The following is a 17,311-nucleotide window of genomic DNA, read 5'->3' as shown; positions in this document are numbered from 1 at the left end:
GGTCGCTAGAGCCGCGACCAGGCCTCGGTGAGAACGCTCCGGAGGATCTGCTCGATCTCGTCGAACTCGCGCGGGCCGATGGTGAGCGGCGGTGCGAGCTGCACGACGGGATCGCCTCGGTCGTCCGCTCGGCAGTACAGCCCCGCGTCGAAGAGCCCCTTCGAGAGGAATCCGCGCAGCAGCCGCTCCGACTCGTCCTCGTCGAACGTCTCCTTCGTCGCCTTGTCCTTCACCAGCTCGATGCCGAAGAAGTAGCCGTCGCCCCGGACGTCGCCGACGATCGGCAGGTCGAGCAGCTTCTCGAGCGTGGACCGGAAGACGGGCGAGTTCTCTCGCACGCGCTCGTTCAGGCCCTCCTCCTCGAAGATGTCGAGGTTCTCGAGCGCGACCGCGGCCGAGACGGGGTGGCCGCCGAAGGTGTAGCCGTGCGGGAAGACGACCTGACCGTGGCGGAAGGGCTCGTAGATCCGATCGCTGACGATCGTCGCGCCGATGGGGGAGTAGCCGCTGGTCATCCCCTTCGCGCAGGTGATCATGTCCGGCACGTAGCCGTACTCGTCGCAGGCGAACATGTGCCCGATGCGGCCGAACGCGCAGATCACCTCATCGGACACCAGCAGCACGTCGTGCTTGTCGCAGATCTCGCGGACCCTCTGGAAGTACCCGGGAGGGGGCGGGAAGCAGCCGCCCGAGTTCTGCACGGGTTCCAGGAACACGGCGGCCACCGTGTCCGGCCCCTCGAACTCGATCATCTCCTCGATGCGGTTCGCCGCCCACAGGCCGAACGCCTCCAGGTCGTCGCCGTGCTCGGGAGCCCGGTAGAAGTTGGTGTTGGGGACACGGAAGCCGCCCGGCACCAGCGGTTCGAACATCGACTTCATCCCGGGGATGCCCGTGATCGCGAGCGCTCCCTGGGGAGTGCCGTGATACGCGACCGAGCGCGAGACGACCTTGTGCTTGCCCGGCTTGCCCTGCAGCTTCCAGTAGTGCTTGGCGAGCTTGAACGCCGTCTCCACCGCCTCGCCGCCGCCGGTCGAGAAGAAGACCCGGTTCAGGTCGCCCGGCGCGTGGTCGGCGAGCCGGTCGGCCAGCTCGATCGCCGAGGGGGTCGCGTAGGACCAGAGCGGGAAGAAGGAGAGCTCGGACGCCTGCTTCGCCGCGGCCTCCGCCAGTCGGCGCCGCCCGTGTCCCGCATTGACGACGAAGAGGCCGGACAGGCCGTCGAAGTACTTGCGCCCGGTGCTGTCCCAGATGTGGTGTCCCTCGCCGCGCGTGATGATCGGCACGCCCGCGCCCGAGTCCATCGTCGACTGACGGGTGAAGTGCATCCAGAGGTGGTCCTTCGCCTTCTTCTGCAGGGAGGCGTCGTCGGTCCCCCCAGGCGCGTCGGTCCCGCGGACGGGATCGCCCGACTCGAGGCCGGAGGTCGAGAAGGCTGTCTCGGTGGTCATCTTTTACCGCGTTCCCCAGTTGTAGAACTGCTTGTGGAGCTTCAGATAGACGAAGGTCTCGGTCGAGAGCACGCCGGGAAGCGACCGGATCTCCTGGTTGAGCAGGGCGATCAGATCGTCGTCGTTCTCGCACACGACCTCGGCGAGGATGTCGAAGGAGCCGGCCGTCAGCACGACGTAGTCGACGGCGGGGATGGAGGCGAGCCGGTCCGCGACGTCGCGGGTGTCGCCGGTGACGCGTACACCGATCATCGCCTGGCGGTAGAAGCCGAGCTGCATCGGATCCGTCACCGCGACGATCTGCATGACGCCCGACTCGGTGAGCTTCTGCACCCGCTGCCGGACGGCCGCCTCGCTCAGGCCCACGGCCTTGCCGATCTCGGCGTACGAGCGCCGACCGTCGGCCTGCAGCTGCTCGATGATCGCCTTCGACACCTCGTCGAGCTGGACAGGACGCTGAGAGGGCGGGCGAGACGGGGCCATGCGGCGATTCTGGCAGTCCACGGATGCCCGGGCAAGTGGATCCGCACGTCGGAGCTCGATCCGGCATCGGATCCGGTGGTCGGAGCGTCGACCCGTCTGCGCGACGGACATCGGGGGACAGCGATGGCGGCCGGCTCGGCGGAGGGCCGTCAGCGACTACCATCGGGAGGCGGCCGGGCACCCCTGGCGCCGGCGGTCACGGGCCGTCGGACCGGACGGCCGCGGGCCACGGGGATGCGAGGAGCAGCGATGACGCAGATCGGCCGCAGCCGCGCGTCCGTCACCGTCCCCGTCTCCGCCTGGAGCTCCGACGCACCCTCGGCCGAAGTCACCCTCGGCTGGGCCGCGCGCACCGAGACCGGCCACGTGCGCAGCGCGAACGAGGACAGCTACCTCGCCAAGAGCCCGCTCTTCGCTGTCGCCGACGGGATGGGCGGGCACGCGGCAGGAGAGGTCGCCAGCGACGCGGTCGTGTCGCGCCTGTCCACCGCGGCGCTCGGCGCGACCGTCGGAGCGGAGGAGATCGACCGGGCGCTTCGAGAGGCGGTCGGGGACATCGCCCGGCAGTCGCACACGGCCGACGTCGGCACCGGGACCACGGTCACCGGGATCGCGCTCACGGTGGTCGGGGGAGAGCCCTACTGGTCCGTCTTCAACATCGGCGACTCGCGCGTGTACCTGAGCGTCGCCGGGACCCTCGTGCAGCTCACCGTGGACCACTCCATCGTCCAGGAGCTGGTCGACGCGGGCCTGATCTCCCGCGACGAGGCCGACGTGCATCCGCACAGCAACGTGATCACCCGCGCGGTCGGCTTCCACGAGGCGCCCGTCCCCGACTACCGGCTCGTGCCCGTCCTCGCCGGATCGCGTCTGCTGATCTGCTCGGACGGACTCACGAAGGAGCTGACCGATGCCGGCGTCGGCCACCTGCTCAGCGGCACCGGCTCCGCTCAGGAGGCGGCCGACGCCCTGGTCGACGCCGCGCTAGACAACGGCGGGCGCGACAACGTCACCGTGATCGTCGTCGACGTCCTCGCGGTCACCGGCGACGAGGAGGCCGGCGCACCGGTCTGACGAGCAGCGCTCCGGCACGGGACGGCCGCGGTCGCGGTGCCGCCGGACCGCCCGCACGCGCCGAACGGCCGTACGACGGTCCTGCGCCTGCCGGTTCGCGTCGGGTTCGGCCGGCTCGAGGCTCCCCGCGCCGGCGCTGGGTACGATGGTGAGCGGAAGGGCGTTCTCGGTGATCTGCAGCACGTGTGGCTCCAACCTCGCTCCCGGGGCGATCCTCTGCGGCGAGTGCGGTTCGTCGGTGGCGGCGCATGCCACGACGGGTGCGTCCCGCCCCTCGTCCTCCGGCGACACGACGGTCCTCGACCCGTCCCGCCGTGCCTGGCTGCCGGGCCTGGCCCCCGGCCGGCACCGGCGTCCCGCCCCCGGCGCTCCGATGGCGCCGCCCTCGCAGGGGCTCGTGCGCCTCAGCTTCGCGACCGGGCAGCACGCGATCGTGACCGGCAACGGCCTGATCGGACGCCAGCCGCTCCCGGACCCCAACGAGACGTTCCGGCACATCCTCGCGATCCCGGATCCGTCGCGATCCCTCTCCAAGACCCACCTCGAGTTCGGCTTCGACGAGGGCGGGCTCTGGGTCAGGGACCGCTGGTCGGCCAATGGGTCCGTGCTGGTCGCGCCGACCCAGGCGCCACTCCCGCTCGAGGCCGGCCGCCGCTACCGCGCGAAGCTCGGCAGCCGGATCCTGCTCTCCTCCGTCGAGATGGCGGTCGAGCGCGTCGACGGGTCCGCCGGCGGCTCGGGACGCCCGCCCCTCACCCGCTGACGGCACGGCCTCCGGGGACCGAATCGGCGGTCGACACGGCCTCCGGGTGCGGAATTCGTGACGATCATGTTTCCGGATGAGCGTTCTCCTCCGTTCGCCGTGACAGGCGGATGAGCGCTGTGCCAGTATTTCCCCACGTTCGGCCCCCGAGGCACGAGCCCCGACGCAGTCAGGAGCCCCCGCCATGACCCGTCCCCTCCCGAGGGATCCCGTCCTCCGCCGGGCCGTCGCCGCGGCACGCTCGCACGAGCGCGAGCGCCGGGCGGTCCTCTCGCGTCGGGCGGTCCTCGGCGGGATCGGCCTCGGAGCGGGTGCCCTCGCCCTGGCCGCCTGCGCCCCGCAGACCCGTGCCGCTCCGACCGCCGCCGCCGACGGATCGGCCGGCGACCCGCGCCTGGTGTGGGACAACTGGCCCGCCTACATGGACGAGGACGACGACGGGAACCACCCCACGCTCCAGGGCTTCGAGGAGCAGACGGGCATCGCGGTGACCTACAACGTCGCCGTCGACGACAACAACTCGTACTACGGCAAGGTGAAGGACCAGCTCGCGCTCGGGCAGTACATCGGCGCCGACACGGTCTGCCTGACGGAGTGGATGGTCTCGCGCCTGGTCCGCCGCGGCTACGTCCAGGAGCTCGACCACGCGAACATCCCGAACATCGCCAACCTCACCCCCTCGCTGGCGAACCCCGACTTCGATCCGGGCCGCCGGCTCTCCCTCCCGTACCAGGCGGGGTTCTCGGGCATCTGCTGGAACAGGGAGAAGCTGCCGAAGGGCCTCTCGAGCATCGAGGAGCTGTGGGATCCGTCGCTCCGCGGCCGCGTCGGCGTGCTGAGCGAGATGCGCGACACGATCGGGCTGATCATGCTCGCTCAGGGGACGGACATCGCCGGCTCCTGGGGCGACGACGAGTACATGAACGCGATCGACGTCTTCCGCGAGCAGGTCGACGCCGGACAGATCCGCAACATCAAGGGGAACGCGTACCTCAACGACCTGCAGAACGAGGACACCCTCGCGGCGATCTGCTGGTCCGGCGACATCACCCTGATCAACGCCGAGGCCGGCGACAAGTGGGAGTTCGCCTTCCCCGACTCGGGCGGCGCGCTCTGGAACGACACCTTCGTGGTCCCGATGGGCTCCGAGCGCAAGGCCAACGCCGAGGCCCTGATGAACTACTACTACGAGCCCGAGGTCGCCGCCGAGGTGGCCGCCTGGGTCAACTACATCACCCCCGTGGATGGAGCGAAGGACGTCATGGAGAGCATCGATCCGGAGCTGGCCGAGAACCAGCTGATCTTCCCCGACGAGGACACGCTCGCGCAGGCGCACGTGTTCCGGACCCTGACCGCCGCGGAGGAGAAGGAGTACCAGGCCGAGTTCCAGAAGGTGCTCCTGGGCATCTGATGGCGATCGGGACCTTCGCCGAGAGCGGCGCCGACCTCCAGCTGGTCGGGATCAGCAAGCAGTACCCGGGCTTCACGGCCATCGACTCCCTGGACCTCACCATCCCGGCGGGCTCCTTCTTCGCCCTGCTGGGCCCCTCGGGCTGCGGCAAGACGACGACGCTGCGCCTGGTCGCCGGGCTCGAGGAGCCCTCCGCCGGCCGGATCCTCATCGGCGGGCGGGACGTCACCGAGACGAAGACGTACCAGCGGCCCGTCAACACCGTGTTCCAGTCGTACGCGCTGTTCCCGCACATGTCGATCCTCGAGAACGTCGCCTTCGGCCTGAAGCGGCGGAGGATCGCCGACCCCGTCGGCAAGGCGCACGAGGCGCTCCGTCTGGTCGAGCTCGACCACCTCGCCCAGCGCCGCCCCGCGCAGCTCTCCGGTGGTCAGCAGCAGCGGGTCGCCCTCGCGCGCGCCCTCGTCAACCGGCCCGCCCTGCTCCTGCTCGACGAGCCGCTCGGCGCCCTCGACCTCAAGCTCCGCCGGCAGATGCAGCTGGAGCTCAAGTCCATCCAGGAGGAGGTGGGCCTCACCTTCCTCCACGTCACGCACGACCAGGAGGAGGCCATGACGATGGCCGACACCGTCGCGGTGATGAACAAGGGCAGGATCGAGCAGATGGGCGCGCCGGAGGAGCTCTACGAGCTCCCGCGCACCGCGTTCGTCGCGAACTTCCTCGGCCAGTCCAACCTCTTCACGGGTGAGGTGGTCGGCAGCACCGACCGCGCACTCACCGTCGACGCGGGCGGGCACCGGATCGTCGTGCCCGTCGCCCGCTGCGCCCGCACGAGCGGGGAGATCACCGTCGGCGTCCGCCCCGAGAAGCTCCTGCTGCTGACGCAGGAGCCGCCGCCGGACTCCGGCCGGAACGTGCTCGGGCCCGGCCGCGTGGTCGACGTCTCCTTCAGCGGGGTCAGCACCCAGTACACGATCCGGATGCCGGGCCTGGGCCCGGTGGTCGTCTTCGCGCAGAACATGGTCTTCGGGCCGGTCGTCGGCGAGGGAGCGGAGGTGTGGGTCGGCTTCAGCGCCGAGCACGGCTTCGGACTCGCGGACGAACCGGGCTCGGTCCCGCGCTTCGAGGCGGACGACTCCACCAGCGCCATCGCCGTGCAGCGCCGGGGGCTCCTGGCCGGTCGCAGCGGGGGAGCGTAGGCATGGCCTTCGCCGCCTTCGCCACGGGGCAGGCGGATCCTCAGGACGCTCCGGTCCGCCGGCGGTCGACGATCGCGCTGGTCCTGCTGCTGCCGGGCATCGCCTACATGCTGCTGTTCTTCCTGGCGCCGCTCATCTCGCTCGTGCTCACGTCCTTCCAGGCCGAGGTGCCGGACGGGGACATCGGCGAGTACGCCCCCGGCTTCGCCTGGCAGAACTACCTCGTGGTGATGGGCGACTACTGGCCGCACGTGCTCCGCTCCTTCGGCTACGCGCTGATCGCGACGGTGCTCGCGCTGGTGATCAGCTACCCGCTGGCCTACTTCATCGGAGTGAAGGCGCGGCCCTGGCCGCTGCTGCAGAACCTGCTCCTCACGCTGGTGATCGCGCCCTTCTTCATCAGCTTCCTGCTCCGGACGCTGGCGTGGAAGCAGATCCTCGCGGACGAGAGCCCGCTCGTGCAGGCGCTCAAGGCCGTGGCGGTCCTGCCGAGCGACGGCCACCTCACGGGGACGCCGCTCGCCGTGATCTTCGGCATCACCTACAACTTCATCCCGTTCATGACGCTGCCGCTGTACACGACGCTCGAGCGCCTCGACGTGCGCTTCCTGGAGGCAGGGTCGGATCTCTACGCGCACCCCGCCTCCGTGTTCTGGAGCGTGACCGTCCCCCTGTCGATGCCGGGCATCGTCTCGGGCACGCTGCTGACGTTCATCCCCGCGGCTGGCGACTACATCAACGCGAGCCGGGACTTCCTCGGCTCGTCGCAGACCTCGATGGTGGGCAACGCGATCGAGGCGAACTTCCTCACGCTCGAGAACTACCCGGCGGCCGCCGCGCTCTCGATCGTGCTGATGGCCGTGATCCTGGTCATCGTCGGCTTCTACGTGAAGCGCAGTGGAACGGAGGACCTCCTGTGACCGCGACGGCCGACCGTCCGCTCGCGAGCGCCCAGGAGGCGCTCGGCGCGCCGCCCCCCGCCCCGATCCGGGGCCGCCGCCGCTTCAGGGGCCTCGGGCTCGGCGTCTACACGGCGCTGGCGCTGCTCTTCCTGCTCATCCCTATCGGGTACACCTTCGTCTTCTCCTTCAACGACTCGGGGAAGAGCAACCTCGCCTGGCGCGGGTTCACCCTCGACAAGTGGGTGTCGGCGTGGACCAGCGAGGAGGTGATGACCGCCTTCGGGAACAGCCTGCTGGTCGGTGTGATCGCCACCGTGCTGGCCACTGCGCTCGGCACCATGATCGCCATCGCGCTCGTGCGGTTCCGCTTCCGGTTCCGGTCGGCGATCAGCCTGCTGCTGTTCCTCCCCATGGCGACTCCGGAGGTGGTGCTCGGAGCCGGCCTCGCCGCGCAGTTCCTCAGCGTCGGCGCCGAGAAGGGGCTGGTCACGATCGTGCTGGCGCACACGATGTTCTGCATCAGCTTCGTCGTGGTCACCGTGAAGGCGCGGGTGGCGAGCCTGGACCCGAAGCTGGAGGAGGCGGGACGCGACCTCTACGCGTCGCCGAACCAGGTCTTCTGGCGGATCACCTTCCCGCTGCTGGTGCCCGGCATCCTCGCCGCGGCGCTGCTCTCGTTCGCGCTGAGCTTCGACGACTTCATCATCACGAACTTCAACTCCGGATCGGTCACCACGTTCCCGAAGTACATCTACATCGCGGCGGCGCGCGGCATCCCGGCGGAGGCGAACGTCATCGCATCGGCGGTGTTCGTCCTGGCGATCCTCGTGGTGGTGATCACGCAGGTCTCCGCGGCTGCCCGGGCGAAGCGCCTCGCGCGCGAGCAGTAACTCAGGGCGTGCCGGGACGTGCGGTCAGACGTAGGAGGCGCGGATCGCGCCGACCGGGCGCCCGCCGCCCGACACGACCGGGTTCAGCCGCACCAGCACGTCGTTCGCCGCAGTCCGGTCCACCGCGTCCGCCTCGACCAGGAGCTTCAGCGCGACCACTGTCGCGGCGCGCAGGCTCCCGTCGAGGATCTTCAGGGCGACGGTGGTGCCGTCGGGCGAGGCCATCACGAGCACGCCCTCGGCGCCGAGCTTGGCGACCAGGCCCAGGCGCTCGATCACGACGGTGTTGTCCCGGCCCGGGCCGTCGATCGCCCACGCGTTCTCGAGGATCGCGGCCGTGAGGACGCCGGCCTGGCGGTAGAGGCCGAACGGTGAGGCGGGGGAGGAGGACACGATCCGCGAGACGCCCTTCGCCAGCGCGGTCAGAGGAAGGGCGTGCACGGGAGCTCCGCAGCCGTCGATCCCCGAGGCCACGACGCGCTCGCCGGTGAGGCGCTCGATCGTGTCGACGATGTGCTGCTGCAGCGGGTGCGTCCGCTCGAGGTAGTCCTCGGTGCTCCAGCCGTTCTGCACGCAGGCCAGCAGCATCGCCGCGTGCTTGCCCGAGCAGTTCATGTAGAGCGGGTCCGGAGTCGCGCCCGCCCGCAGCAGCTGAGCGCGGGTCCCGGAGTCGCCGGGCCAGTCGGCCGGGCACTGCAGGGCGGTGTGGTCCAGGCCGGCGCGGAAGAGCAGGTTCTGCACCAGCGCCACGTGCTGGGGGATGCCGGCGTGGCTCGCGGTGGCGATGACCGCCTCCGCGCCGTTCAGCTCGACTCCGGCGGTCATCACCGCGAGGGCCTGGAACGGCTTGAGGCAGGAGCGGGGGAAGACGGGAGCCGTCGGGGTGCCGAGGCTGCGGGCGACGCGGCCCTCGGAGTCGAGGAGGACGGCGGAGCCGGCGTGGCGCGACTCGACGAACCCGGATCGCTCGACGACGGCCAGCTCGACGGACTCGGCGACGGTGAAGGTTCCTGCTGGCATCCCCCCATCCTGCCCGATGCGCCGACCGGTCCCGCGCTCCCGGAGACGCCGAAGGCCACCGGGGAGCGCCTCGGCGCCCGCGGTGGCCTTCGGAGGATCGCGCCTAGAGGGTGGCGAACGCGTCGGCGATGACCGACACGGCGTCGTCGAGCAGCTCGTCGGTGAGGGCGAGGCTCGGCAGGAAGCGGACCACGTTGCCGTAGGTGCCGGCGCTCAGCACGAGGACCCCGTGCTGGGCGGCGTAGTCGATGATCGCCTGGACCGCGACGGCGTTCGGCTCCTTCGTGGTGCCGGCGGTGCCGGGCTGCACGAGCTCCATCGCCATCATCGCGCCGATGCCGCGGACGTCGCCGATGATGTCGTAGCGCTCCTGCAGGCCTCGCAGCGCCGCGCCCAGGCGTGCGCCGATCCGGTCGGCCTCGGCGAGGAGGCCCTCGCGCTCGATGCGCTCGAAGACCGCGACGGCGGCGGCGGCGGCGATGGGGTTCCCGCCGAAGGTGCCGCCCAGTCCGCCGGCCTGCGCCGAGTCCATGATCTCGGCGCGGCCAGTCACGCCCGCGAGCGGCAGGCCGCCGGCGATGCCCTTGGCCGAGAGGACGAGGTCGGGGACGAGGCCGAGGTGCTCGCTGGCGAACCAGGCGCCGGTGCGGGCCATGCCCGATTGGATCTCGTCGGCGACGAAGACGATGCCGTTGGCCGTGCACCACTCCTGCAGTGCCGGGAGGAAGCCGTCGGCGGGGACCATGAAGCCGCCCTCGCCCTGGATGGGCTCGGCGACGAGGCAGGCCAGGGCGGACGCGCCGACGGTCTTCTCGAGGTACGAGATCGCGCGCTGGGCGGCCTCGGCTCCCGACAGGCCGTCGTGGTACGGGTACGAGCTCGGCGCGCGGTGGACGTCGCTGGCGAAGGGTCCGAAGCCCAGGCCGTAGGGCAGCGCCTTGAAGTTCATGGCCATCGTGAGGTTCGTGCGTCCGTGGTACGCGTGGTCGAGCACCGCGACGCCGGGGCGGCCGGTGTGCTTGCGCGCGATCTTGACGGCGTTCTCGACCGCCTCGGCACCGGAGTTGACCAGGACGGTCTTCTTGGCGAAGTCGCCGGGGGTGTGCTGGGCCAGCAGCTCCGCGACGCGGATGTAGGGCTCGTACGGAGTGACGGTGAAGAGGGTGTGCGTGAGGCGCGCGAGCTGCTCCGCGGCGGCCGCGACGACGGAGTCGTCGGTGTGCCCGATCGTCGTGACGCCGATGCCGGCGCCGAGGTCGATGAAGCTGTTGCCGTCGACGTCGACCAGGATCGCGCCGTGCGCGCGGTCGATGTAGACGGGGAGCGCGGTGCCGACGCCGGTGGGCACGACGGCGAGGCGGCGCTCGTGCAGGGCCCGGGATCGCGGCCCGGGGATCTCGGTCGCGACGCGCCGCTCCTGGGGGACTGCGGACGTGGGAACCTGGGGGGCGAGCGTGTCTGTCATGGTCCTCGGAGTCTACCCGCGGGGGTTCCGCGTCCAGGGGTCCAGACCGGCGCGACCGGCCTGATCCACCGCCGTCGAGGAGGAGCCCGATGAAGTCCGAGCACGAGTACGCGGTGTCCGTCGTCTGGGAGGGCGACCGGGGCACCGGCACGAGCGGCTACCGCGAGTACGGGCGCCAGCTGACCGTCACGGCGGAGGGCCCGGCGCCCATCCTCGCCTCGGCCGACACGCCCTTCCGGGGCGACGCCGACCGCTGGAACCCGGAGCAGCTGCTCCTCGCGGCGCTCGCGCAGTGCCACCTCCTCTCCTACCTGCACGTGGCGGTCAAGAACGGAGTCGTCGTCACCGGCTACACGGACGACGCGGTGGGCTCGATGCTGCAGGAGGGGGAGAGCGGCCGCTTCACCTCGGTGACCCTCCGGCCCCGCGTCACTGTCGCCGAGGAGTCGATGGTGGCGATCGCCCAGACGCTGCACGCCGAGGCCTCCCGGCTCTGCTTCATCGCGAACTCGGTGAACTTCCCCGTCGCCCACGAGCCGGAGGCGTCCGCGCGCTGAGGCTCAGCGGCGCTCGTGCGGGAGCGCCCGGCGGATGCGCTCGACCGTGGTCGTCGGCGGCGACTCGTTGTACGCACCGGCGAGCTCCTGCCCGGAGAGCGCGTGGACGGCCGCCATCACCTCGTCGGTGGCGTGGCGTCGGGCGCGGCCGGAGTCGGCGGAGCCGTGCCGCGAGAGGTCCAGCGGAGCCCCGAAGCGGACCGTGATCCGGTGCAGGCGCGGCACCCTCGTGCCCACCGGCTGGAGCTCCTGCGTGCCGATCATGCCGACGGGGACCACCGGCGCGCCCGTGGTGAGGGCGAGCCATGCCACTCCGGTGCGGCCCTTGTAGAGGCGCCCGTCGCGGGAGCGGGTGCCCTCGGGGTAGACGGCGAACGCCTCCTCCCGCTCGAGGATCGCCCGGCCGAGGTCCAGCGCCTCCTGAGCGGCCTGGCCGGCGCCGCGCTCGACCGCGACGGCTCCGACGTTCGTGAAGAACACGCGCGAGAGGGCGCCCCGCACGCCGGTCCCCGTGAAGTAGTCCGACTTGGCCAGGAACTGCACCGGCCGCGGGGCGAGCAGCGTCAGCACCGGGGAGTCGATGAACGAGAGGTGGTTGGCCGCCAGGATCACGCGTCCCTCGGCCGGGACGTTGTCGCGCCCCTCCACGATCGGCCGGTAGACCAGCCGGCCGACGCCGCCGATGGACAGGCGCGCCAGACGCGCGGAGAGGCCGATCCCCGGGGGAGTCGGCCTCTCGTGGTCGTCGTCGATCCGCATTCCGACGAAGCTACCGGGGCGTCCATGCCGCTCCGGTCATGCGGCGGATCAGCCGAACTGGGCGAGCGCCTCCTCGATGACCGTCGCGGCGTCGTCGATGAGCTCCTCGCTGATGACCACGCTCGGCATGATCCGCAGCACGCTGTCCCAGCTGCCCGCGTCGAGGACGATCACGCCGTTCGTGGTGGCATGCTTCAGGATCGCGGTGAGCGCCTCCGGGTACTGCTTCTTCGTGCCCGGGTGGACGAGCTCGACGCCCCACATCGCGCCCTTGCCGCGGACCTCGCCCACGACCGCGAAGCGCTCGGCCCAGTCGCCGATCCGCGCCTGCAGCAGGCGCTCGACCCGCTGCGCCTCCTCCAGCAGGCCCTCGGACTCGATCGCCTCGAACGTCGCGAGCGCCGCGGCGGTGGAGACGGGGTTGCCGCCGAACGTGCCGCCGATGCCGCCGGGCTGCACGGCGTCCATGATCTCGGCGCGGCCGGTGACGGCGGCGAGCGGGAAGCCGCCGGCGATGCCCTTGGCCGTCGTGATGAGGTCCGGGACCACGCCGTGGTGCTCGATGGAGTACCAGGTGCCGGTGCGGGCGATGCCGGCCTGGATCTCGTCCGCGACGAAGACGATGCCGTTCTCGGTGCAGAACTCGGACAGGCGGCGGAAGTAGCCCGGCGCCGGGATGATGATGCCGCCGTCGCCCTGGATCGGCTCGACGAAGAGCGCGGCCAGCTCCTGCGCGCCGATGTGGGTGGTGATGTAGTCGATGGTGCGCTCGGCCGCCTCCTCGCCCGTCATGCCCTCGGGGTCGCGGAACGGGTAGCTGATCGGGAGGCTGTAGATCTCTCCTGGGAAGGGGCCCATGCCCGCGCGCTCCGGCCAGGGGCGGTAGGTCATCGCCATCGTGAGGTTGGTGCGGCCGTGGAAGGCGTGGTCGAGCGTCGCGATGGCGCGGCGGCCGGTGAACTTCCGCGCGATCTTGACGGCGTTCTCGACCGCCTCCGCGCCGGAGTTGACCAGGATCGAGTGCTTCTCGAAGTCCCCGGGGGTGATCTCGGCGAGCTTCTCGGCGACCCGGACGTAGTTCTCGTACGGAGTGACGGTGAAGAGGGTGTGCGTCAGCTTCTCGGCCTGCGCGGCGGCCGCCGCGGCGACCGCGGGGTGCGCGTGGCCGATGGTGGTCACTCCGATGCCGCAGCCGAGGTCGATCAGGCGGTTGCCGTCGACGTCGACCAGGACCGCGCCCGACGCGTGGTCCATGTAGATGTTCGCGAGCGTCCCGGCGCCGCGGGAGACGCTGGCGACGCGGCGCTCCTGGAGGGCGACGGAGCGCGGGCCGGGGAGCTCGGTGACGAGCTCTCGGGACTGGGGGACCGAGAATTCACGCATGCCCCGATGGTAGGCCTGGGACCGTTCGAGGACCCGCACCCAGCGCGTTGCGAGGCGCGCCGTGCAGGATGGAGGCGATCCCCGAACGTCCACCGGCCGCCGCCGGTCACGAAAGGTGCCCCTGTGCGCAGAACCCTCGCGATCCTCGCCGTCCTCGGCGCCTCCCTGAGCCTGGCGGCCTGCACCCCCGGGGAGCCGGATGCAGCGCCGTCCGCCTCCGCCACCCCGCTCGGCTGCGCGACCGAGGGCGAGGCGACCGCCGCGGTGCAGACCAGCGGCGACTTCGCCACCAAGCCGGTCACCGTGTTCCCCAGCCCGGTCAGCGTGGACGCCACCGAGCGCTCCGTCGCGATCGAGGGCACCGGCGAGGAGGTCGCCGAGGGCGACACCGTGCTGGTCGACTACACGCTCTACAACGGGACGAGCGGTGCCGAGTTCTCGGCGAGCAGCTACGCGTCCGGTGGCCGCGCGGCCTTCGAGGTCGACACCGACCAGTACCTCGCCGGTCTCGTGAAGGCCGTCAACTGCGCGACCGTCGGCTCGCGCGTCGTCGCCGTCGTTCCCCCGGCCGACGCGTTCGGCGACGCCGGGCAGAGCCAGTTCGGCATCGCCGCGACCGACTCGATCGTCATGGTGATCGACGTCGAGCAGATCGTGCCGACCGCCGCCGACGGCGAGCCGCAGCCCCCGGTCGACGGCCTGCCGACGGTGGCGCTCGCCGAGGACGGGGCGCCCACCGTCACCATCCCCTCGACCGACCCGCCCGCCGACCTGCAGCTCGCCGTCCTCAAGAAGGGGAGCGGCGCGACCGTGGCCGACGGCGACCAGCTGATCGTGCAGTACCAGGGCGTGGTCTGGGGCACCGGCGAGGTGTTCGACCAGAGCTGGGGGAAGCCCGCTCCCGCCGCCTTCGGCACCGGCGACGTGATCGAGGGCTTCAAGGAGGCCGTGGTCGGCCAGACCGTCGGCTCGCAGGTGCTGGTCACCATCCCGCCGTCGAAGGGCTACGGCGACCAGGGCAACCAGAACGCGGGGATCAGCGGGACCGACACCCTCGTCTTCGTGGTCGACATCCTCGCCATCAGCTGACCGGGAGGCGCTGGGTGCTCCGTGCCAGGATGGGCGGATGCGCAGGGTCATCATCCTCGGCTCGACCGGGTCCATCGGCACGCAGGCTCTCGACGTCATCGGCGCGAACCGCGAGCGGTTCGAGGTCGTCGGCCTCGCCGCCGGCTCGAACCGGACGGCGGTCGCCGAGCAGGCGTCCGCGTTCGGCGTCGAGCACACGGCGCTCGGCGCGGAGGAGGCCGAGCAGCTGATCCGCTCGGTCGACGCGGACGTCGTGCTGAACGGGATCACCGGCTCGGTGGGGCTCGGCCCGACGCTCGCGGCGCTCGAGGAGGGCAGGACGCTCGCCCTCGCCAACAAGGAGTCGCTGATCGTCGGCGGCGAGCTCGTCACCTCGCTCGCCGGTCCCGGCCAGATCGTGCCGGTCGACTCCGAGCACTCCGCGATCGCCCAGGCACTCCTCGCGGGCGAGCACCGCGAGGTCCGCCGCCTCGTGCTGACCGCGTCCGGCGGGCCGTTCCGGGGACGCGACCGCGCCTCCCTCCGCGACGTCACCCCGGCGCAGGCGCTCGCGCACCCGACCTGGGACATGGGCCTGGTTGTCACGACCAACTCCTCCACTCTGGTCAACAAGGGGCTCGAGGTGATCGAGGCGCACCTGCTCTTCGACGTCCCCTACGACCGGATCGACGTCACCGTGCACCCGCAGTCGGTGATCCACTCGATGGTCGAGTACGTCGACGGCTCGACGATCGCCCAGGCCTCGCCGCCGGACATGCGGCTCCCGATCTCGCTCGGCCTCGACTGGCCGCACCGCGTCGCCGGGGTCGGCGTCCCGCTCGACTGGACCCGCTCCCACTCCTGGACGTTCGAGCCGCTGGACGAGGAGGCGTTCCCCTCGGTCCGTCTCGCGAAGCGCGTCGGGGAGGCGGGCGCCTCCTACCCGGCCGTGTTCAACGCGGCGAACGAGCAGGCCGTGCAGGCGTTCCACGCGGGGCGGATCGGCTACCTCGACATCCTCGAGACGGTGGAGGCGGTGGTCGACGCGCACAGCGTCGACGGCACGCTGACCCGCGAGTCGCTGGCCGCGGCGGAGGAGTGGGCGCGCCGCACGGCGGACGAGCGGATCGCCGGAGTCTGACCAGGGGTCATCCGGACGGGCTCCGTCCCCGCGGATCCGTGTCGGCGGACGTCGCGCCGCTGATCCGCTCGGCCGCGGAGTTCATCGGATCCGTGCAGGCGCACCCCAGCGTGGACGGGCGGGCCCGGCCTACAGTGTGTCGGTGGAATCCGTGCTGCTCTTCGTCCTCGGCGTCGTCATCATCGCCGTCGGCGTCGCCCTCTCCATCGCCCTGCACGAGGTCGGGCACCTGCTCCCCGCCAAGCTGTTCGGGGTCAAGGTCACGCAGTACATGATCGGGTTCGGGCCGACCCTCTTCTCCCGGCGCCGAGGCGAGACGGAGTACGGCGTCAAGGCGATCCCGCTCGGCGGCTACATCGCCATGATCGGCATGTACCCGCCGAAGCACCCGGGGGACCGGCCCACGGAGTCGAGCACCGGCTTCTTCAACGGCCTGGCGTCCTCCGAGGCCCAGCTCGAGGAGCCCCGGCGCGGCGCCTACGCCACGATGATCGACGAGGCCCGCGCCGCCAGCGCCGAGACGATCGGCGACGGCGAGGACCACCGCGCGTTCTACCGGCTCCCCGTGTGGAAGCGCGTGATCGTCATGGCCGGCGGCCCCTTCATGAACCTCGTGATCGCCACGGTCCTCTTCACCGTCCTCCTCTGCGGCATCGGGATCCCGCAGAGCACCAGCACCCTCGCCGCGGTCTCGCAGTGCGTGGTCCCGGAGTCGCAGCGCGCGACCGCGACCTGCACCGCCGACGACCCGCTGGCACCCGGAGCCGCGGCGGGCCTGCTGCCGGGCGACACGATCACGGCGATCGACGGCACTCCGGTGAGCACCTGGAACGACCTGACCCCGATCATCCAGCGCTCCGCGGGCGTCCCGCTCAGCGTGTCCGTCCAGCGCGACGGCGCCCCGCTGACCCTCACGATCACCCCCGCCGAGAACGAGGTCGCGGTGACCGACGCGAACGGCGCCCCCGTCACCGACGCCTCCGGTGCGATCGAGACGCAGACGGTCGGCTTCATCGGCATCTCGCCCACGTCGGCCCTCGCGCAGCAGCCGGTCACCGCGGTGCCCGAGACGGTCTGGTCGAACATCACCAGCGTCGCCCATGTGATCCTCAACCTGCCGCAGCGCCTCATCGACGTCGCCCAGGCGGCGTTCGGCTCGGAGGCGCGCGACGCCAACGGCCCGATCAGCGTCGTCGGAGTCGGCCGGATCGCGGGCGAGATCGCCGCCTCCGACCAGCTCCCCGTCGTGTCGAAGGTGCAGACGATGGTCGGCGTCCTCGCCTCGCTCAACGTCGCCCTCCTCGTCTTCAACCTGGTGCCGCTGCTCCCCATGGACGGCGGCCACATCGCCGGCGCCCTCTGGGAGGGCCTGCGCCGCCGGATCGCCAAGCTCTTCGGACGCCGCGACCCCGGCCCCGTCGACATCGCCCGCCTGCTCCCGCTCACCTACGTCGTCGTCCTCGTCCTCGGCGGCATGAGCGCCCTCCTCATCTACGCCGACATCGTCAAGCCGATCACGCTGTTCTGAGTTGGATTCCACGCCGGGCCTCGCCCGGCGTGGCGCGGTCGGCTTCTCGGGGTGGGGGCGTGGGTGGAGCGGGATGCGAACGGCTGGGGCGAATCGCTTGGACGCGATTCACCCGCTCGCCTCGGGGGTGGGCTTGCCGTACTTCTGCAGGATGCTCGGCTCGAGCGAGCCGGCGTTGACGCCGATGCGGATCGAGACGCCGGCGGCCTTCGCGGCG

The 17,311-nt window shown here is 71.4% G+C and carries 16 protein-coding genes and 1 pseudogene; 10 read left to right on the top strand and 7 right to left on the bottom strand.

Going from position 1 to position 17,311, the window contains the following annotated elements:
• Positions 1-5: 5 nt before the first annotated feature.
• Together C5C74_RS04420 and C5C74_RS04415 are read right to left on the bottom strand one after the other, a co-directional pair.
• Positions 6-1,451 carry an aspartate aminotransferase family protein gene (locus tag C5C74_RS04420; protein ID WP_104262499.1) on the bottom strand — a complete coding sequence of 482 codons (1,446 nt, stop codon included), beginning with the start codon at positions 1,449-1,451 and terminating at the stop codon, positions 6-8.
• A 3-nt stretch (positions 1,452-1,454) separates the two neighbouring features.
• On the bottom strand, positions 1,455-1,934 hold the full coding sequence (locus tag C5C74_RS04415) for an Lrp/AsnC family transcriptional regulator (RefSeq protein WP_104223032.1): 480 nt from the start codon (positions 1,932-1,934) through the stop codon (positions 1,455-1,457).
• 249 nt (positions 1,935-2,183) lie between these two features.
• Between C5C74_RS04415 and C5C74_RS04410 the strand changes: the two genes are divergently transcribed.
• From C5C74_RS04410 to C5C74_RS04385, 6 genes are all read left to right on the top strand, one after another.
• Positions 2,184-3,008 carry a PP2C family serine/threonine-protein phosphatase gene (locus C5C74_RS04410; RefSeq protein ID WP_104225583.1) on the top strand — a complete coding sequence of 275 codons (825 nt, stop codon included), beginning with the start codon at positions 2,184-2,186 and terminating at the stop codon, positions 3,006-3,008.
• A gap of 238 nt (positions 3,009-3,246) precedes the next feature.
• Positions 3,247-3,771, top strand: a complete 525-nt coding sequence (locus tag C5C74_RS04405; RefSeq protein ID WP_104223034.1) for a hypothetical protein — start codon at positions 3,247-3,249, stop codon at positions 3,769-3,771.
• A 184-nt stretch (positions 3,772-3,955) separates the two neighbouring features.
• Positions 3,956-5,182 carry a PotD/PotF family extracellular solute-binding protein gene (locus C5C74_RS04400; protein WP_104249589.1) on the top strand — a complete coding sequence of 409 codons (1,227 nt, stop codon included), beginning with the start codon at positions 3,956-3,958 and terminating at the stop codon, positions 5,180-5,182.
• A complete protein-coding gene (locus C5C74_RS04395; protein WP_104246579.1) occupies positions 5,182-6,381 on the top strand; it encodes an ABC transporter ATP-binding protein in 1,200 nt (399 codons plus the stop codon). The genes C5C74_RS04400 and C5C74_RS04395 overlap by 1 nt, the downstream gene beginning before the upstream one ends.
• A 2-nt stretch (positions 6,382-6,383) precedes the next feature.
• Positions 6,384-7,301 carry an ABC transporter permease gene (locus tag C5C74_RS04390; protein WP_104246578.1) on the top strand — a complete coding sequence of 306 codons (918 nt, stop codon included), beginning with the start codon at positions 6,384-6,386 and terminating at the stop codon, positions 7,299-7,301.
• A 65-nt stretch (positions 7,302-7,366) separates the two neighbouring features.
• Positions 7,367-8,173, top strand: coding sequence for an ABC transporter permease (locus tag C5C74_RS04385; RefSeq protein ID WP_181134646.1), 807 nt, complete (start codon positions 7,367-7,369; stop codon positions 8,171-8,173).
• Positions 8,174-8,197: 24 nt separating this feature from the next.
• On the opposite strand, the gene C5C74_RS04380 is transcribed toward C5C74_RS04385, so the two are convergent.
• Positions 8,198-9,193, bottom strand: coding sequence for an asparaginase (locus C5C74_RS04380; protein WP_104223039.1), 996 nt, complete (start codon positions 9,191-9,193; stop codon positions 8,198-8,200).
• A gap of 103 nt (positions 9,194-9,296) precedes the next feature.
• Entirely contained in the window at positions 9,297-10,658 is a 1,362-nt protein-coding gene (gabT, locus tag C5C74_RS04375) for a 4-aminobutyrate--2-oxoglutarate transaminase (RefSeq protein WP_104351048.1), read from the bottom strand.
• A gap of 89 nt (positions 10,659-10,747) precedes the next feature.
• On the opposite strand from gabT, the gene C5C74_RS04370 reads away from it, so the two are divergent.
• The gene (locus C5C74_RS04370; protein ID WP_104223041.1) at positions 10,748-11,215 is read left to right on the top strand and encodes an OsmC family protein; all 468 of its coding nucleotides are present in this window, start codon (positions 10,748-10,750) and stop codon (positions 11,213-11,215) included.
• Positions 11,216-11,218: 3 nt separating this feature from the next.
• Here C5C74_RS04370 and C5C74_RS04365 read toward each other — a convergent pair whose 3' ends face one another.
• Together C5C74_RS04365 and C5C74_RS04360 are read right to left on the bottom strand one after the other, a co-directional pair.
• Positions 11,219-11,974: a 1-acyl-sn-glycerol-3-phosphate acyltransferase gene (locus C5C74_RS04365; RefSeq protein ID WP_104351047.1), complete on the bottom strand. Its 756-nt coding sequence runs from the start codon at positions 11,972-11,974 to the stop codon at positions 11,219-11,221.
• 48 nt (positions 11,975-12,022) lie between these two features.
• Positions 12,023-13,357, bottom strand: coding sequence for an aminotransferase class III-fold pyridoxal phosphate-dependent enzyme (locus C5C74_RS04360; protein ID WP_104223043.1), 1,335 nt, complete (start codon positions 13,355-13,357; stop codon positions 12,023-12,025).
• 123 nt (positions 13,358-13,480) lie between these two features.
• Between C5C74_RS04360 and C5C74_RS04355 the strand changes: the two genes are divergently transcribed.
• From C5C74_RS04355 to C5C74_RS04345, 3 genes are all read left to right on the top strand, one after another.
• Positions 13,481-14,446: an FKBP-type peptidyl-prolyl cis-trans isomerase gene (locus C5C74_RS04355; RefSeq protein WP_159939270.1), complete on the top strand. Its 966-nt coding sequence runs from the start codon at positions 13,481-13,483 to the stop codon at positions 14,444-14,446.
• A 37-nt stretch (positions 14,447-14,483) separates the two neighbouring features.
• Entirely contained in the window at positions 14,484-15,566 is a 1,083-nt protein-coding gene (gene dxr / locus C5C74_RS04350) for a 1-deoxy-D-xylulose-5-phosphate reductoisomerase (RefSeq protein WP_104351046.1), read from the top strand.
• A 142-nt stretch (positions 15,567-15,708) separates the two neighbouring features.
• On the top strand, positions 15,709-17,094 hold the full coding sequence (locus C5C74_RS04345) for an RIP metalloprotease (RefSeq protein WP_258062217.1): 1,386 nt from the start codon (positions 15,709-15,711) through the stop codon (positions 17,092-17,094).
• Positions 17,095-17,211: 117 nt separating this feature from the next.
• Here C5C74_RS04345 and C5C74_RS18020 read toward each other — a convergent pair.
• Positions 17,212-17,311: pseudogene (locus C5C74_RS18020) on the bottom strand (flavodoxin-dependent (E)-4-hydroxy-3-methylbut-2-enyl-diphosphate synthase); the annotation flags it as partial.

The organism is Rathayibacter sp. AY1E8 (assembly GCF_002931415.1).
In the GTDB taxonomy this organism is placed as follows: domain Bacteria; phylum Actinomycetota; class Actinomycetes; order Actinomycetales; family Microbacteriaceae; genus Rathayibacter.
This window is presented reverse-complemented; position numbering and strand designations above follow the sequence as displayed.

Coding starts and splice junctions, on each gene's coding strand:
- C5C74_RS04420 (WP_104262499.1), bottom strand. CDS start 1,451: ATGACCACCGAGACAGCCTTCTCGACCTCCGGCCTCGAGTCGGGCGAT.
- C5C74_RS04415 (WP_104223032.1), bottom strand. CDS start 1,934: ATGGCCCCGTCTCGCCCGCCCTCTCAGCGTCCTGTCCAGCTCGACGAG.
- C5C74_RS04410 (WP_104225583.1), top strand. CDS start 2,184: ATGACGCAGATCGGCCGCAGCCGCGCGTCCGTCACCGTCCCCGTCTCC.
- C5C74_RS04400 (WP_104249589.1), top strand. CDS start 3,956: ATGACCCGTCCCCTCCCGAGGGATCCCGTCCTCCGCCGGGCCGTCGCC.
- C5C74_RS04395 (WP_104246579.1), top strand. CDS start 5,182: ATGGCGATCGGGACCTTCGCCGAGAGCGGCGCCGACCTCCAGCTGGTC.
- C5C74_RS04390 (WP_104246578.1), top strand. CDS start 6,384: ATGGCCTTCGCCGCCTTCGCCACGGGGCAGGCGGATCCTCAGGACGCT.
- C5C74_RS04380 (WP_104223039.1), bottom strand. CDS start 9,193: ATGCCAGCAGGAACCTTCACCGTCGCCGAGTCCGTCGAGCTGGCCGTC.
- gabT (WP_104351048.1), bottom strand. CDS start 10,658: ATGACAGACACGCTCGCCCCCCAGGTTCCCACGTCCGCAGTCCCCCAG.
- C5C74_RS04370 (WP_104223041.1), top strand. CDS start 10,748: ATGAAGTCCGAGCACGAGTACGCGGTGTCCGTCGTCTGGGAGGGCGAC.
- C5C74_RS04365 (WP_104351047.1), bottom strand. CDS start 11,974: ATGCGGATCGACGACGACCACGAGAGGCCGACTCCCCCGGGGATCGGC.
- C5C74_RS04360 (WP_104223043.1), bottom strand. CDS start 13,357: ATGCGTGAATTCTCGGTCCCCCAGTCCCGAGAGCTCGTCACCGAGCTC.
- dxr (WP_104351046.1), top strand. CDS start 14,484: ATGCGCAGGGTCATCATCCTCGGCTCGACCGGGTCCATCGGCACGCAG.